Genomic DNA, 15,430 nt, shown 5'->3' with positions numbered 1-15,430 from the left:
CCCTGCCGAGTGCGCGGTGAGGAGGTGCGGGGTCGTGTCTGTCGGTAGTTGTGAACCTGTCCGGGCACGGATCCCGGCGGTCAGTGCATGTGGCTGCCGCCGTTGATGTCGACAGTGGTGCCGGTGAGGTATGCGGCGTCCTCGGAGGAGAGGAACGTGATGACCGAGGCCACTTCGCGGGTGCCGGCGGTGCGGCCGAGCGGGATGTCGCGGCAGATGGCGGCTTCCTGCTCGGGGGTACTGCCCACCCGGATGCCGGTGTCGACCGCTCCGGGGGTGACGGCGTTGACGGTCACTCCGGTGTCTCCGAGTTCGCGGGCGAGGGACTTGGTGAAGCCGAGGACGGCGGCCTTGGCGGAGGAGTAGGGGACCTTGCCGAAGACGCCGCCGCCGCGCTGGGCGGAGACGGACGACATGTTGACGATCCGGCCCCAGCCGTTGTCGATCATCGCCGGCAGGAAGGCGCGGGTCACCAGGTAGGTGCCGGTGGCGTTGACGGCCATGACCTTGTTCCACAGTTCGAGGGTGGTGTCGAGGAACGGCACCGGTGACGTGATGCCCGCGATGTTGGCGAGGGCCCCGACGGGCGGGAGGGTTCCTGCGGCGACTTCGGCGGCGACGGCGTCGTGCGCGCGCTGGACGGAGGCCTCGTCGGCGACGTCGATGTCGTGGCCGAACGCCGGGACGGAGTAGTCGCTGCCGATCTCCGCGGCGACCTTGGCGGACTTTTCACCGTCCAGGTCGAGGACGACGACGGCCCAGCCGTCTTCGGCGTAGCGGCGGGCGGTGGCGATGCCGATGCCGCGCTCGGAGGTGGCGCCGGTGACGACGGCGGTGCGCTGGGTGGAAGACATGGGTTTCTCCTCGATGGCTGTTGATGGCTGGGTCAGGGAATGAGGGGGGAGATGAGGCGGGCCGCCTCCGCGGTGCCGGCGGGGCGCTGCGCGTCGGTGATGTCGCGGGTTTCGAGTTCGAGGCTGAAGTGGCCCGCGTATCCGAAGGCGGTGAGGGCGTCGATGCCGGCGGCGAAATCGGCGGCGCCGTTGCCGATGCCGAGATTGATGTTCCCCGGGACGGCGTCGCGCAGGTGCACATGGGTGATGCGATGGCCGAACAGGTCGACGAAGCCGACCGGGTCGCCGCCGGAAGCGACGATGTGGCTGAAGTCCATCACGATCCCGATCTCGGGGGAGAGTCGGGCGGTCAGTTGCGTGGCACGTGCGGTGTCGCAGCACAACCGGTACACGTGCAACGACTCGGTCCACAGGGCCACGCCGAACGTGTGGGCCGTGTCGGCTGCCCACTCCAATTGGGCGGCAACGGCATCGAGGTCCTCGTCCAATGACCGGACCGGGGTGTGGTCGAGGGCTCCGCACGGCAGGACCAGCGCCCGGGCCCCGACACCGGCGGTGAGGGTGAGCAGCCGATCGAGGTGACGTCTCCGCTCGTCGCGCTGTGCCGGGGTCAGGGGCAGGTTGAGGTCGCCGATGTCGCCGTTGACGCTGCGCACGCGCAGGCCCGACGCGGCCACCTCCTTGGTCACCTGTTCGACGCCGGCGGTGTCGAGCCCGAAGGGGACGTGGTCGCACACTCCCGGCAGGGCTCCGAGATCGATCTCGGCGAACCCGAGTTCGGCGATGGTGGAGAGCGCGTCGCTCAGCGCGAGGTGACGGAAGCTGATCGACGAGCAGCCGAGCCGGTCGTGGACCACGAGAACTCCTTCGAGGAAGCGGGGTGATGGGGACCACGGTAGAACGATTCACTGTCAACAGTCAACGGTCGAAGATTGACGGTTGACAGGAGCTGGTGGTGGCGGTCACACTCGGTGCACACTGTTGACAGTCGACATCCACTGCCCGATCCCCACCGGTCCTCCCGGTTCGAAGAGGAGATGTTCATGAGCACCGATGCTCTCCGGATGCGTGGTCCCGTCCACGGCACGAAAGACGCGAAACGCGTCGCGATCGGCTCCTCGGTAGGGGCGGTCATCGAGACCTACGACTTCATCGGCTTCGGCACCGCCGCTGCCCTGTACTTCGGTACCGCCTTCTTTCCCAGCGGCGATCCGGTCATCGGTACCCTCGCTGCCTTCGCCACCCTCGGTGTCGGATTCGCGGCCAGGCCCCTCGGCGGCATCCTCGGCGGACACCTTGGGGACAGGATCGGGCGCAAGCCCGTCCTGGTCGCCTCCCTCATCGTCATGGGCCTGGCCACGTTCGCGATCGGCCTGCTACCGACCTACACCCAGGTCGGACTCGTCGCCCCGGCCCTGCTGGTGACGGTGCGGATCGTCCAGGGTCTGGCCTTCGGCGCCGAGTGGGGCGGGGCGATCCTGATGAGCTACGAACACGCCCCCTGGAAGGCCAAGGGCCGCTACACCGGCATCGTCCAGGCCGGCTTCCCGGTCGGACTGCTGCTGGCGAATCTCGTCTTTCTCTTCAGCGTGCACCTCGACGGTGACTGGGCGTGGCGCGTACCGTTCCTCGCCAGCATCGTCCTGGTTGCCGTGGGCCTGATCATCCGGTCCAAGGTGCCCGAGTCGCCGGTCTTCGAAGACGTCAAGGACAGCGGCGAGATCGCCGCGGCCCCGGTGCTCGAGTCGATCAGGAAGGACTGGCGCGACATCCTGCGCGGCATCGGGCTGCGGGTCGCCGAAACCGCCGGATACGCCGTCTCGATCACCTACATGATCTCCTACCTGCACACCAACGACCTGGCCGGAAAATCCGAAACGCTCCTGGCGCTGTGCGTCGCCTCCGCGATCGGCATCGTCGCCACCTTCGCCTGGGCCGCCCTGACGGACCGCATCGGGCGGCGCCCGGTGTACCTGGGTGTGTGCGCCTTCGCCGCCCTGTTCGGCGTGCCGATGTTCCTGCTGGTCAACACCGGCCTGTTCGTCCTGATCGTCGCCACGATCGTCATCGCCTACGCGGTGTGCCAGAACGCCCTCGCCGGCGCCCAGGGTGCCTGGTTCCCCGAACTGTTCCAGGCGGCGCGGCGCGCGTCGGGCGCCTCCCTGGCCTACCAGATCTCGGCCATGGTCTCCGGCTTCACCCCGTTCGTCACCACCCTGCTCTACGTCTCTCTCGGCTGGGTCGGCCCGGCCCTGCTGTTCAGTGCCTTCGGGCTGATCGGCTTGATCACCGCCCTGCTCACCCGGGAGACCTGGGGTGCGGCCGAACGTCGCCTCGCCGACGAGGCCACCCGCTCAGAAGAACACGCCTCCGGCCCCGGCGGCGCAACGCTGCGCCACCGGTCCGGGACGGCATCGAGCACCAAGGAAAAGGAACTGCTGTGACCACCACTGCGCACGCCGGCGCCGTCCATCGCGACCGCCGCCTCGCCGCCGTCGACGAGTTCGCCTACCGTCTCAGGCACAATGTGCTCGACATGGGCCAGGAACAGGGCCAGGGCTACGTCGGACAGGCCCTCGGCGCGGCCGACATCCTGGCCACCGTCTACGCGGAGCACCTCCGGTTCCGTGCCGACGACCCGGACTGGGCCGGCCGCGACCGGTTCCTGCTCTCGACCGGCCACTACGCCATCGGCCTGTACGCAGCGCTCGCCGAGGCCGGGATCGTTCCCCGCGACGAACTGCTGACGTACGGCTCGGACGATTCCCGCCTCCCGATGTCGGGTATGTCGACCTACACCCCCGGCATGGAGATCTCCGGAGGCTCGCTCGGGCACGGTCTCCCCATCGCCGTGGGAATGGCCCTGGGTCTGCGCCACCAGGACTCGCAGGCACGGGTGTTCAACTTCCTGTCCGACGGTGAGCTCGACGAAGGTTCGACCTGGGAAGCGGCGATGAGCGCGCACCACCACCAGCTCGGCAACCTGATCGCGATGGTCGACATCAACGCCCTGCAGGCCGACGGCCCGACCGCCGGGGTACTGAGCACCGAACCCGTGCACGACAAGTGGACCGCCTGCGGCTGGCGCACCTACCGCGTCGACGGCAACGACACCGGCGCCCTGCTCGGCGCCTTCGACGAGGCCGCGGCCGGTGCCGCCGTGCGCGGCGCGCCGGCGGTCGTCCTGTGCGACACGCGAGTCGGCAAGGGCGTGCCGTTGCTGGAGACCAGGGAGAAGGCCCACTTCATGCGCATCGACGAGCACGAATGGCAGATCTGCCGCGACCAGTTGACCGCCGGATACGACCTCGAGGATGCTCGATGACCACCACCGCCCCCAAGCTCAAGACGTCGGCGATGATCGCCTCCTTCGTCGACCCCGGCCAGAAGACGACCGCCGCGCCGTTCGGCCACGCACTGGTCGCGGCGGCACGGGAGAACGACAAGATCGTCGGACTGTCCGCGGATCTGGCCAAGTACACCGACATGCACATCTTCGCCGAGGCGTTCCCGGACCGCTTCTTCCAGATGGGCATGGCCGAGCAGCTGCTGCTCGGCGCCGCCGCCGGCATGGCCGAAACCGGACTGGTGCCGTTCGCCTCGACCTACTCGGTGTTCGCCGCCCGTCGCGCCTACGACTTCCTGTGCCTGGACATCGCCGAACCGAACCTCAACGTCAACATCGTCGGCGGCCTGCCCGGCCTGACCACCGGCTACGGCCCGAGCCACCAGGCCACCGAGGACATCGCCATCTTCCGGGGCATGCCCAACCTGACGATCGTCGACCCGTGCGACTCGGTCGACATCGAGCAGGCGGTACCACAACTGGCCGCCTACGAGGGGCCGACCTATCTGCGATTGCTGCGCGGCAAGGTCGCCACCGTCCTCGACGAGTACGACTACACCTTCGAGCTCGGCAAGGCCAAGGTACTGCGCGACGGCAACGACGTGGTCTTCGTCGCCAGCGGCCTGATGACCATGCGGGCACTGCAGGCGGCGCAGGAGCTGTCCCGGCACAACGTCGATGTCGCCGTGGTCCACACCCCGACGATCAAACCGTTCGACGCCGCCACCGTGCTCGCCGAGATCGACACGGACCGCCTCGTGGTCACCCTCGAGAATCACACGGTCGTCGGAGGGCTGTTCGAAACGGTGGCCGCTGCCGCCGCCGGGGCGGGCCTGGGCCGGAAGATCACCCCGATCGCGCTGCCCGACCGCTTCCTCGACGCCGGTGCCCTGCCGACGCTGCACGATCGTTACGGCCTGAGCACCGACCGCATCGTCGCCCGCGTCCTGGACGAGCTGAGCTGAGCTGACGCAGTGTGGACGGGCCCGCGCCGCCGCCGGCGCGGGCCCGTATCATTGTCGACAGACTGCTGTCGACAGTCGCCCGCTGACACCGCCTGGAGGCATCAATGGCCGCACAACCTGCCGCGCTGCTCGGACTGGAGAAGACCAGTTTGCGCCAGCAGGCCGTCGCGGCTCTGCGCAGCGCGATCACCAGCGGCGCCCTCGCCCCCAGCAGCCCGCTCGTCGAAACCGAGCTGTCCGAGATGCTCCAGATCAGCCGCGGCACCTTGCGCGAGGCCATGCGCCAGCTCCAGCAGGAAGGCCTGATCTCCGCCGGCGCCCGGGGCCGGCTCTACGTGCGCCACCTCGACGCCAAGGAGATCCGCGACATCTTCGCCGTCCGCGCGGCCCTCGAAGCCCTCGCGGTCCGGGAGCTCGCCGAGCTTCCCGACCGCTCCACCGTGGTCCCGGCCCTGCGCGCGGCGCTCGACATCATGGCGCGTGCCGAGCACGATCTCGATGCGCGCATCGAGGCGGATCTGAACTTCCACCGCATCCTCTGCCGTCTGACCGGCAACGAGACACTGATGCACTCGTGGCAGTCCCTCGAAGGGTCGATCCGCATGTCCATCATGTTCGCCGGCCTGGAAAAGGCTGTCGGCAACATGGACGTCGGACGGCACAGCGCCATCGTCGACGCCATCGAAACCGGCGACTCCGACGAAGCGGCCGCCGCCGTGCGTTCCCATATGAAATGGGCTGCAGCCAACCTCGTTTCGTAGCCGGTTTCCCTCCGGTGCCGCCGGTCCGGCCGTCGTGGCGCTTCTCCGCGCCCGTTCGGGGGGTGGAGTGGTCCCCGCGCTTCGACAGGCCGCCGACGCATCCCCGCGACGAGGGGCGCGCCGGCGGCCTGTCCTGTGCGCGCGGGTGATGAATATGGGCATATGTCTTGACATATACCGGGGCTATGTGTGAGGGTCGTCCCTACGGATTAGCACGTGCTAAACCGCTCGGATTACATCTGCAGACTCTTCCCTCCATCACGGTGTCGTCACGGTCGTAGAAACCGATCTCGGCGAGGCCCCCGAAGAACTCGTCCCAGTCGACGTCGCCGTCGCCGATCTTCAGGTGCTGGTGGACACGGACCGCGTTGCCGGGGGGATTGGTGATGTAGCGAAGGCCGTGCGAGGCGTGATGGTCCATCGTGTCCGCGACGTGCACCAGGCGGAGCATGCCGCCGGCGGTCCGCATGATCTCCAGCATGTTGCCGCCCATGTGATAGGTGTGGCAGGCGACGTACACCAGTCCGAAGTTCTTCGAATTGATACCGCGGATCATCCGGATGGCGGCCAGTCCGTCCTCCACGAAGTCGTCCGGGTGCGGGTCGATCCGGACGTCGATGCCCTCGCGTTCGATGATCGGGACGAGTTCCTCCATCGACCGGTAGAACGCCCGCTCGGACTCCTCGGCCTTCTCCGGCCGGCCCGAGAATTCGGTGTTCATCACGTTCACACCCAGGTCGACCGTGATCTGGATGGCGCGCTTCCAGTACCGCACCGCGGCTTCACGCGCATCCTCGTCCGGACCGGACCAGCGCAGCACGGGGAGCACGGAGGCGATGCCGACGCCCGCGTCGGCGCACGCCTTGCGGAACTTGGCCACCAGCGCGTCGTCCGCCTTCGGGTGGTTGAAGAACGGGATCATGTCCACGTGCGGGGTCAGTTGCAGGTATTCGTAGCCGAGTTCGGCGGCGATCCCGGGCAGTTCGAGCAGCGAGTGGGAGTGGTGGAACGGGGTGGGATCCAGGGCGATCTTCACGGCGGTCACGCTCCCGGGACGGACGCGCGGTCCACCATGTCCACGGCGACCCGCTCACCGGTCTCGAGCGAACGGACGCCGGCCTCGCACACCGCCGCGGCGGCGTAGCCGTCCCAGGCGCCGGGACCGTCGACGTAGCTGCCGGTCTCGGCGCCCGACCGTACCGCGTGCACCCAGCGCTGGATCTCGGCGTCGTAGGCGGCACCGAAACGCACCCGGAAGTCCGGCGTGATGGTGCCGCCCCAGACGCCGGGGCGGGTCTTGCGGACCAGTCCCACGTCCAGGCCGATCATCGCGGAGCCGAGCTCGCCGACGACCTCGGTGCGCACCTCGTACGCCAGGCCGGTGGTGACGAACGCCTCGACGTCGACGTGGCGGCCGGTCTCGGTGGTGAAGATGGCGATCTGCGGATCCTGCAGATCGGAGCCGGAGAGCGTGTTGGCCGTCGGCCTGATGATCTGCACGGAGGTGATCTCCTCGGCGAACAGGAACCGGGTGACGTCGACCTCGTGCACGATCGAATCCTTGACGATCATCGCGCTGTCGAAGTACGGCGGGACCGCAGGGTTGCGGTGCGCGCAGTGCATCACGAGCGGCTGCCCCAGCTCGCCCGCGACGAGGGCGGCCTTGAGCTGTTCGTACTCCGCGTCGAACCGGCGCATGAACCCGACCTGGATCAGCTTCCTGCCGAGCTGGGCCTCGCGCTTGACGATCTCGAGGGACGTCGCGGCGTCGGTGGTCAGGGGCTTCTCGCACATGACGGGCTTGCCGGCGTCGAGGCAGGCGAGCAGCTGCTTCTCGTGCGTGGGTCCCGGGGTGGCGAGCACGACGGCATCCACGTCGTCGGCGGCGATCGCGTCGAGCGGATCGGCGACGACGCGGGCGCCGGGCACGGTGGCGGCGACCTGCTCGGCCTTCTCGGTGAGGTAGTCGTTGATCACGGTGACGCGCGCGCCGCTGATGCGGTCGGTGATGCGGGCGACGTGGTCGGCGCCCATCATGCCGACGCCGAGCACGGCGATGCGGAGATCGGTGTTGTCGGACATTCTCGGTGGCTCCTGACGTACTCAGGCGAAGCGGACGGCTGGAATCCCGCAGGACCCCAGGTACTTTCGGGTGCGCTGTGCGATCGGCAGCGGGGCGTCGACCGGGCAGGGGTACATGTCCTGCTCGACGATGGCGAACACGTCGATCCCGAGCTGCTCGACCGCCTCGAGCAGGGGCGGCATGTCCGGGATGCCGCGTGGCGGTTCGGTCATCGCGCCGAGGCGCACGGCTTCGCCGAACGGCAGGTCCTCGGCCTCGACCTTGGCGCGGACCTCGGGATCGACCTGCTTGAGGTGCAGGTAGCCGATCCGGTCGGGGTGCTTGGCGATGATCGCCAGGTTGTCGCCGCCGCAGTAGCTGATGTGGCCGGTGTCGAGGCACAGGTTGACGAACTCGGGATCGGTGCCGTCGAGGAACCGGTAGACGTTCTCTTCCGTGTCGACGTGGCTGTCGGCGTGCGGATGGTACTGGGCACGCACGCCGTACTTCTCGAACATGGCCTTGCCGAGCTCGTTCATGCCGCCGGTCTTCTTGCGCCACTGCTCCGGCGTCAGGTTGCGGTCCTCGAGCACCTCGCCGGTCGCGGGATGCCGCCACATCTCCGGGATCACCACGACGTGGGTGCCGCCCACCGCGGCGGTGAGCTGGGCGACGTCCTCGATCTGGGACCACACCGCGTCCCAGGAGTCGTCCTGGTGGAGGTGCTCGAACACCGTGCCGGCAGAGAGCTTCAGGTCGCGGGCCGCGAGCTCGTCGGTGAGCTGCTGCGGCTCGGTGGGCAGATAGCCGTAGGGGCCGAGTTCGATCCACCGGTAGCCGGCCGCCGCCACCTCGTCGAGGAAACGGGTGTAGGGCGTCTGCTGCGGGTCGTCCGGGAACCAGACGCCCCAGGAGTCGGGAGCGGAGCCGACGCGGATGGTGCTCATGTGGTGGGTGTCCTTCTCTCGGTGGGGGTCAGTTGTCGGTGGAGGACGATTCGGGCGCGGGTTCGGACGGGCGCAGGTAGGGACGCTGGACCTTCTTCCACGTCTCGTACACCTCGCGGGCCTGCTGTGTGGACTCGAGCGTCGAGGTCTCCGATACGGGTACGTCCCACCAGGATTCGCTGTCGGGTGCGCCGATGAGCGGGTCCGTCTCCACGTGGACGACGGTGGCGCGGTCGGACGCCTTCGCGGCCTCGAGGGCGTCGGCGAACTCCGCGGCGGTCGTCGCCCGCAGGACGTCCACGCCGAGGCTGGCGGCGTTGGCCGCCAGATCCACCGGCAGCACGCCGCCGTCCAGCCGGCCCCGGTCGCTGCGGTAGCGGTACGAGGTGCCGAAGCGCTGCGAGCCGAGCGATTCCGACAGCGAGCCGATGGAGGCGAATCCATGGTTCTGCACCAGCACCACGATCACCTTCACGCCCTCCTGCACGGCGGTGACGAGTTCGGTGGCCATCATCAGGTAGGAGCCGTCCCCGACCATCACGAAGACATCCCGGTCGGGGCATGCCATCGCGACGCCGAGTCCGCCGGCGACCTCGTATCCCATGCACGAGTAGCCGTATTCCACGTGGTAGCCCTTGGGATCCCGGGTGCGCCACAGCTTGTGCAGGTCGCCGGGCATCGACCCGGCGGCGCACACCACGACGTCCCGCGGTTCCGAGATGGCGTTGACGAGCCCGATGACCTCGTTCTGGGTGAGGGCTTCGGCACCCGTCGCGACGTTCGTGCCGTGCACGCCGGGGGAGTAGACGGCGTCGACGGTCGCCTCCCAGTCGGCGGCGAGCTGCGCGACGAGGGCGCGGTAGCCGTCGGAGACGGCGTAGCCCGCCAGCGCCTCGTCGAGTGCCTCGATCGTCTCGCGGGCGTCGGCGACCACGCCGACGGCGCCCTGCTTGACCGCATCGAACGACGTCACGTTGATGTTGACGAACCGCACGTCGGGGTCGGTGAACGCGGTGCGGGACGCGGAGGTGAAATCGCTGTAGCGGGTGCCGATCCCGATCACCAGGTCGGCCTCGGCGGCCAGGGCGTTGGCGGCGGTGGTGCCGGTCGAGCCGATCGCTCCCACCGACTGCGGGTGGTCGTAGGGCAGCGAGCCCTTTCCGGCCTGGCTCTGCCCGACCGGAATCCCGGTGCGCTCGCAGAACCGCGCCAGCGCGTCCGTCGCGCGGCTGTAGACGACGCCGCCACCGGCGACGATCAACGGCCGGCGCGCCGACCGGATCGCCTCGGCCGCACGGGCCAGCGCTGCGCGCTCGGGCAGCGGGCGGCCCACGTGCCAGGTCCGTTCGGCGAACAGGGACACCGGCCAGTCGAACGCCTCCGCCTGCACGTCCTGCGGGATCGCGACGGTGGCGGTGCCGGTCTCGACCGGGTCGGTGAGGACCCGCATCGCGCCGAGCAGGGCCGCGGGCAGCTGCTCCGGCCGCCAGACCCGGTCGAAGAAGCGCGACACCGGACGGAAGCAGTCGTTGACGGTGACGTCCCCGGAATCGGGACGTTCGAGTTCCTGCAGGACCGGAGCGCTGGCACGGGTGGCGAACGTGTCCGCCGGCAGGAGCAGCACGGGCAGGCGGTTGATCGTCGCGAGGGCGGCACCGGTGACCATGTTGGTCGAGCCCGGTCCGACGGATGCGGTCACGGCCCAGGCCTGGAGGCGGTCCTTCATGCGGGTGTAGGCGACGGCGCTGTGCACCATGGCCTGTTCGTTGCGGCCGAGCACGTACGGCAGGGAGGGCTCGCGCCCGGCGTCGAGGTCCTCGGTCTCGGCCTGCAGCAGAGCCTGGCCGAGGCCGGCGACGTTGCCGTGTCCGAAGATGCCGAAGCAGCCGGCGAAGAACGGGGTGCGCTCGCCGTCGCGTTCGACGTGCTGGGCGGCGAGGAACCGCACGGTCGCCTGCGCCACGGTCAGGCGCACGGTCTGCTCGGTGTCCGGCGTGCGGATTCCGGTGACCGCGCCGTCGCGGTCGGAGTTGATGGGCGCCACTGGTCTACTCTCCTGAGCTCTGGGGCGGGCGGCCGGTGTGGAGCGGCAGTCGGGGATCGATCTCCTGGTGTTCCCAGCTGGTGCGGAGCCAGGTGTGGGCGGGGTCGTCGCAGATGCGCCAGGCCCGTTCGGGGCCGGGTCCGGCCATCACGTTGAGGTAGTACATGTGGTAGCCGGGGGCCGCGATGGACGGGCCGTGGTAGCCGTGCGGGACGAGCACGACGTCGCCGCTGCGGACCTCCTCGAGCACCTCGATCGGCCGCTCGGGCGTGCCGTAGACCCGGTGGAAACCGAATCCTGGTGTGCCCGTCTCGCCTTCGTCGATCTCGAAGTAGTAGATCTCCTCGAGCTCGGACTCGGCGTCGGTGTTCTCGTCGTGCTTGTGGGCGGGGTAGGACGACCAGTTGCCGCCCGGGGTGATGACCTCGCACGCGATGATCGAGTCGGCGTCGAAGACATCCGCGGTGCCGAAGTTGTGCACCTGACGGCTGCAGTTGCCCGCGCCGCGCAGTTCGACGGGAACGTCGGCGGCCGGGACATACCGGAACGGCATCCGGCGGGTGGCGCGGGCACCGCAGAGCGCGAAGCGGCCACCGGCCGCGCTCGCGACCCGGAAGGAGCTGTCGACGCCGACGTAGGCGAAGTCGGTGGGGCCGTCGAAGACGCTCCGGCGGCCGGCGAGCGTCACCGTCTCGTCGGCGCAGCGCACCTCGGCGGAGCCGGACAGCGGTACGACGAGGATCTCGTCGTCGCCGGACCGGTGCTCGACGTGCTCGCCGGGGCCGAGTTCGACGACCCACAGGCTGGATTCGGACCACCCGGCAGTCTCGGGGGTGACGGCCACGGTGAACGGGGCCTCGCCGGTGGAGCGGGCGGGCAGGTAGTACTTGCTGTTCACGGCGCTCACCGCACCAGCGAGACGGCGGTCGCGACGGCGCCGGCGACGTCGTCGTCGTGCGGGTACAGCAGGGTGCGCCCGACGACGAGGCCGCGCACGGACGGCAGGCCCAGCGCCTTCTCCCAGGCGGCGAAGGCGGCGTCGGGATCGCTGGGGTCCCCGCCGAGCAGCAGGGTCGGCAGCGTGGTGGCGTCCATGACCCGCTCCATCTCGTCGACCACGGGCAGCTTCATCCAGGTGTAGGCGGAGGTGGATCCGATGCCCTGCAGGATGTGGATCGACTTGATGACCGCGTCGGGCGACAGGTCGTTGCGGACCTTGCCGTCGACGCGCCGGGAGAGGAACGGCTCGAGCATAGCGATCAGGCCGTGGTCGGCGAGTTCGTCGACGGCCCGGGCACACTCGGTCATCATCGACAGGGTGCCGGGATCGTCGAGCGCCACCCGGCAGAGCATCTTCGCGCCGTTCATGCGGTACCGGGCGGTCGACGCGGCGGTCGCGCCGGTCATCCGGTCGTCGAATTCGAAGGTGGCGCCGGCGAGCCCGCCACGGTTCATCGAGGAGAAGACCACCTTGTCCTCGAGCGCGCCGAGCAGCACGAGGTCGTCGAGGATGTCGGAGGTGGCGAGCACGCCGTCGACGCCCGGGTCCGCCAGCGCGGTGCGGAGCCGGTCGAGCAGGTCGGTGCGGCTGTTCATGGCGGTGGGCCGGTCGCCGACGGCCAGGGCGCCGCGGGCGGGGTGGTCGGCGGCGACGATCATCAGGCGCCCGTCGCCGCGCGTCGCGGGCCGGGTGGCCCGCGCGGCCCAGGCCCGTTCGATGGCGCCCGGATCCTCGGCGCGCAGCTCGGTGATCTCGCCGTAGGTCCGCTGGGGCGGGGTCGACGGCAGGGTGGAATTCTCAGACATCGACGGCCTCCGTGGCGGTCGCGTCGGCGAGGTGGGCGACCTCGTCCGCGGTGGGCATGGCGGTGGAGCATTCGAGGCGGGAGGCCACGATGGCGCCTGCGGCGTTGGCGTAGCGCAGGGTCTTCTCGAGCGGCCACCCGGCGAGCAGTCCGTTGATCAGCGAGCCGCCGAACGCGTCGCCCGCACCGAGGCCGTTGACGACGTCCACGGGGTTGGGCGCGACGGTCACCGACTGCGAGCGGGTCTTGCCGAGCACGCCTTTCGGGCCCTGCTTGACGATCGCGAGCTCGACGCCGAGGTCGAGCAGGGCGTCGGCCGCGCGGTGCGCATTGGTCTCGCCGACGGCGATCTCGCACTCCTCACGATTGCCGACGGCGACGGTGACGTGCTGCAGTGCCCGCTGGACCTGCTCGGTGGCGGCCGCCGGGGAATCCCAGAACATCGGCCGGTAGTCCAGGTCGAGGACCGTGTGCCGGATTCGGCCGCGCGCCTCCCAGGCGGCGAAATGTGCACTGCGGCTGGGCTCTTCGGACAGTCCGGTCACCGTCGCCCAGAACAGCCGCGCGGTGCGGACGGCCTCGAGGTCGAGGTGTTCGGGCTGGATCTGCAGATCGGGAGCCGACGGACGGCGGTAGAAGTAGAGCGGGAAGTCGTCGGGCGGGAAGATCTCACAGAAGGTGACCGGGGTGGGGTAGCGGCCGTCGGTGATCAGGTGCCGGGTCCGGACGCCGAGCCGCTCGAGTTCGGCGCGGACGAACCGGCCGAACGGGTCGGCGCCGATCCCGGAAATCAGGGCGCTGCTGCGCCCGAGCCGGGCCGCGGCAACGGCCACGTTCGCGGCGCTGCCGCCGAGAAACTTGCCGAAGGTCGACACGTCCTCCAGTCCGACGCCGGTCTGGAGCGGGTAGATGTCGACGCCGCTGCGTCCGATGGCGAGCACGTCCAGCGGGCGCTCGGTCTGCGTCTGCGTGGTGGTCAAGGCTGCACTCCCGAAAGATGATGGTGGCAGTCCGCGGGGATCGCGGCGTCCACAGAAACTGTGCGCCATGTCACCAGCGCATGTCAATATTTTGTCCTGACATATTGACTTGCAATCAAGCGTATGTCCGTGTTCGCATACACTTCAGCTGAATCCGCGGTCCGCCGGGCCGCCTCGCTGGAGATCGGAGTGGTCCGTGAGTGCACAGCTCGCAGTCGAGCTCGACCGTTCGAGCCCGGTACCGCTGTACTTCCAGCTTGCCCAGGCCATCGAAAAGGCCATCCTCGGTGGGGATCTCGCCCCCGGCGACCGGTTCGAGAACGAGCTCGCGCTGGCGCAGCGGCTCAATCTGTCCCGCCCGACCACCCGGCGCGCCATCCAGGAACTCGTCGACAAGGGTCTGCTGGTACGCAAGCGCGGGGTCGGCACGCAGGTCGTCCAGAGTCCCGTCCACCGTCCCGTGGAGCTGACCAGCCTGTTCGACGACCTCGCCCGCGCGGGGCAGACCCCCACCACGAAGCTCCTCGACTATCGGGTGGGCCCTCCGGCCGAGGAGGTCGCGCTCGAACTCAATCTCGGGCCGGACGCGGAGGTGGTGTCGATCCGCCGGCTGCGGTGTACCAACGGGGAACCGCTGGCGATCATGAACAACCACCTCCCGGTCGCGATCGCGCCGGATGCGGAGGAACTCGAGGATCACGGCCTCTATCAGTCGCTTCGTGCGCGCGGCGTGCACATCCGGCTGGCCCGCCAGCGCATCGGAGCGCGAGCGGCCACCCGCGAGGAGGCCGGCCTGCTCGACGAGAAGACGGGCGCGCCCCTGCTCACCATGAACCGCACCGCGTACGACGACTCGGGAACCGCCGTGGAGTTCGGTAGTCACTGCTACCGCGCGTCGCGCTACCACTTCGACACCACCGTCGTCGACCGCTGAGAACCCGCGGGCGCCTCTCGTGATGTCGTCGCGGCCGTCGTGGTGAACGCGGCAATCTCGGCGCATCTCCTCACGCTCGCGGCGCCGGCATCGCAGTCGCGGTCGCCGCGCTGACCGTCACCGTGTGCGGGGCAGCGGGGGCTGTGCGGCACCTGCCCGCCGGCGCGGAGTACTCGCTCGCCTCCGTCGTCCTGGCTCTGCTACGGGCACCGACGGTGTTCGAGAGTGCGCGGATGTCCCGCGCGCTCGGTGCCGCGGTGACCGGTTCGGCTCCCGAGCGGGTTCACCGATGACGTTCGGAACCGTTGCCGAACAGTATCTTTCGATTCCTGTTCGGGCCTGGGGGCATGCGCACACCGAGGTCGAATCCGACAGCGACAGCGACGGGATCGCCCTCATCCTCGCCAACCCGGACGCGCTGGCCGCCGCCTTATCTCGGAGCGAGGGGACATTCGCACTTCAAGCTCTGTCCCGCATACCCGGTCGACCGCGTCGCGCCCCGGCCGGCGCGCGACAGGGTCCCCGGACACGCGTTCGGGCGGAGGCGATCGTGTCGCCTCCGCCCGAACGTGACGGTCCTCGACGGATCCTCGAGGTCGCGGGTCCTACGCCTTGGGGACGCGGACGATGAGGGCGTCGCCCTGGCCGCCGCCGCCGCACAGGGCCGCGGCCCCGACACCGCCGCCGCGGCGGGCCAGTTCGAGCGCCAGGTGCAGCACGATCCGGGCCCCG

Annotated in this window: 14 protein-coding genes and 1 pseudogene; 5 read left to right on the top strand and 10 right to left on the bottom strand. The window is 69.6% G+C overall.

What is annotated here, in order from left to right; all coding sequences use genetic code 11:
* Positions 1 to 80 precede the first annotated feature (80 nt).
* A complete protein-coding gene (locus tag AIIKEEIJ_RS09990; RefSeq protein ID WP_006937897.1) occupies positions 81 to 854 on the bottom strand; it encodes an SDR family NAD(P)-dependent oxidoreductase in 774 nt (257 codons plus the stop codon).
* 32 nt (positions 855 to 886) lie between these two features.
* Positions 887 to 1,711 (bottom strand): TIM barrel protein, encoded by an 825-nt coding sequence (locus AIIKEEIJ_RS09985; RefSeq protein ID WP_161995564.1) that lies wholly within the window; start codon positions 1,709 to 1,711, stop codon positions 887 to 889.
* 186 nt (positions 1,712 to 1,897) lie between these two features.
* Between AIIKEEIJ_RS09985 and AIIKEEIJ_RS09980 the strand changes: the two genes are divergently transcribed.
* The 4 genes from AIIKEEIJ_RS09980 to AIIKEEIJ_RS09965 all read left to right on the top strand — a co-directional run bounded on the left by AIIKEEIJ_RS09980 (position 1,898) and on the right by AIIKEEIJ_RS09965 (position 5,926).
* Positions 1,898 to 3,298 carry an MFS transporter gene (locus AIIKEEIJ_RS09980; protein WP_161995563.1) on the top strand — a complete coding sequence of 467 codons (1,401 nt, stop codon included), beginning with the start codon at positions 1,898 to 1,900 and terminating at the stop codon, positions 3,296 to 3,298.
* A complete protein-coding gene (locus tag AIIKEEIJ_RS09975) occupies positions 3,295 to 4,179 on the top strand; it encodes a transketolase (RefSeq protein WP_006937900.1) in 885 nt (294 codons plus the stop codon). Before AIIKEEIJ_RS09980 ends, AIIKEEIJ_RS09975 begins: the two co-directional genes overlap by 4 nt.
* Positions 4,176 to 5,165, top strand: a complete 990-nt coding sequence (locus AIIKEEIJ_RS09970; protein WP_161995562.1) for a transketolase C-terminal domain-containing protein — start codon at positions 4,176 to 4,178, stop codon at positions 5,163 to 5,165. The genes AIIKEEIJ_RS09975 and AIIKEEIJ_RS09970 overlap by 4 nt, the downstream gene beginning before the upstream one ends.
* A 104-nt stretch (positions 5,166 to 5,269) precedes the next feature.
* The gene (locus tag AIIKEEIJ_RS09965) at positions 5,270 to 5,926 is read left to right on the top strand and encodes a GntR family transcriptional regulator (protein ID WP_065923032.1); all 657 of its coding nucleotides are present in this window, start codon (positions 5,270 to 5,272) and stop codon (positions 5,924 to 5,926) included.
* Between the two features lie 202 nt (positions 5,927 to 6,128).
* On the opposite strand, the gene AIIKEEIJ_RS09960 is transcribed toward AIIKEEIJ_RS09965, so the two are convergent.
* From AIIKEEIJ_RS09960 to iolC, 7 genes are read right to left on the bottom strand one after another with little or no spacing between them, the layout of a single operon-like run.
* Complete coding sequence (locus AIIKEEIJ_RS09960; RefSeq protein WP_161995561.1) at positions 6,129 to 6,962, bottom strand: TIM barrel protein; 834 nt, start codon at positions 6,960 to 6,962, stop codon at positions 6,129 to 6,131.
* A gap of 5 nt (positions 6,963 to 6,967) precedes the next feature.
* Positions 6,968 to 8,008 carry a Gfo/Idh/MocA family protein gene (locus tag AIIKEEIJ_RS09955; RefSeq protein WP_006937906.1) on the bottom strand — a complete coding sequence of 347 codons (1,041 nt, stop codon included), beginning with the start codon at positions 8,006 to 8,008 and terminating at the stop codon, positions 6,968 to 6,970.
* Between the two features lie 21 nt (positions 8,009 to 8,029).
* Complete coding sequence (locus AIIKEEIJ_RS09950; RefSeq protein ID WP_161995560.1) at positions 8,030 to 8,935, bottom strand: TIM barrel protein; 906 nt, start codon at positions 8,933 to 8,935, stop codon at positions 8,030 to 8,032.
* A gap of 28 nt (positions 8,936 to 8,963) precedes the next feature.
* A complete protein-coding gene (gene iolD, locus AIIKEEIJ_RS09945; protein WP_161995559.1) occupies positions 8,964 to 10,979 on the bottom strand; it encodes a 3D-(3,5/4)-trihydroxycyclohexane-1,2-dione acylhydrolase (decyclizing) in 2,016 nt (671 codons plus the stop codon).
* A gap of 4 nt (positions 10,980 to 10,983) precedes the next feature.
* Positions 10,984 to 11,877: a 5-deoxy-glucuronate isomerase gene (gene iolB, locus AIIKEEIJ_RS09940; protein WP_161995558.1), complete on the bottom strand. Its 894-nt coding sequence runs from the start codon at positions 11,875 to 11,877 to the stop codon at positions 10,984 to 10,986.
* A 5-nt stretch (positions 11,878 to 11,882) separates the two neighbouring features.
* The gene (locus AIIKEEIJ_RS09935; RefSeq protein WP_006937913.1) at positions 11,883 to 12,785 is read right to left on the bottom strand and encodes a Cgl0159 family (beta/alpha)8-fold protein; all 903 of its coding nucleotides are present in this window, start codon (positions 12,783 to 12,785) and stop codon (positions 11,883 to 11,885) included.
* Complete coding sequence (iolC, locus tag AIIKEEIJ_RS09930) at positions 12,778 to 13,764, bottom strand: 5-dehydro-2-deoxygluconokinase (protein ID WP_161995557.1); 987 nt, start codon at positions 13,762 to 13,764, stop codon at positions 12,778 to 12,780. Before iolC ends, AIIKEEIJ_RS09935 begins: the two co-directional genes overlap by 8 nt.
* Positions 13,765 to 13,960: 196 nt before the next feature.
* On the opposite strand from iolC, the gene AIIKEEIJ_RS09925 reads away from it, so the two are divergent.
* The gene (locus AIIKEEIJ_RS09925; RefSeq protein WP_161995556.1) at positions 13,961 to 14,698 is read left to right on the top strand and encodes a UTRA domain-containing protein; all 738 of its coding nucleotides are present in this window, start codon (positions 13,961 to 13,963) and stop codon (positions 14,696 to 14,698) included.
* 605 nt (positions 14,699 to 15,303) lie between these two features.
* Here the strand turns inward: AIIKEEIJ_RS09925 and AIIKEEIJ_RS09920 are convergent.
* Positions 15,304 to 15,430, bottom strand: a pseudogene (locus AIIKEEIJ_RS09920) (acetyl-CoA C-acyltransferase); the annotation flags it as partial.

Origin of the sequence: Rhodococcus sp. YH1, from assembly GCF_009939605.1 — a bacterium.
In the GTDB taxonomy this organism is placed as follows: domain Bacteria; phylum Actinomycetota; class Actinomycetes; order Mycobacteriales; family Mycobacteriaceae; genus Rhodococcus; species Rhodococcus aetherivorans.
The sequence above is the reverse complement of the archived record's forward strand: the minus strand, read 5'-3'. Positions and strand labels throughout refer to the sequence as shown.

What these genes read in the sequence shown, in the direction of transcription:
- AIIKEEIJ_RS09965 (WP_065923032.1), top strand. Translation starts at nt 5,270, where the DNA reads ATGGCCGCACAACCTGCCGCGCTGCTCGGACTGGAGAAGACCAGTTTG.
- AIIKEEIJ_RS09970 (WP_161995562.1), top strand. Translation starts at nt 4,176, where the DNA reads ATGACCACCACCGCCCCCAAGCTCAAGACGTCGGCGATGATCGCCTCC.
- AIIKEEIJ_RS09990 (WP_006937897.1), bottom strand. Translation starts at nt 854, where the DNA reads ATGTCTTCCACCCAGCGCACCGCCGTCGTCACCGGCGCCACCTCCGAG.
- AIIKEEIJ_RS09935 (WP_006937913.1), bottom strand. Translation starts at nt 12,785, where the DNA reads ATGTCTGAGAATTCCACCCTGCCGTCGACCCCGCCCCAGCGGACCTAC.
- AIIKEEIJ_RS09950 (WP_161995560.1), bottom strand. Translation starts at nt 8,935, where the DNA reads ATGAGCACCATCCGCGTCGGCTCCGCTCCCGACTCCTGGGGCGTCTGG.
- AIIKEEIJ_RS09980 (WP_161995563.1), top strand. Translation starts at nt 1,898, where the DNA reads ATGAGCACCGATGCTCTCCGGATGCGTGGTCCCGTCCACGGCACGAAA.
- AIIKEEIJ_RS09955 (WP_006937906.1), bottom strand. Translation starts at nt 8,008, where the DNA reads ATGTCCGACAACACCGATCTCCGCATCGCCGTGCTCGGCGTCGGCATG.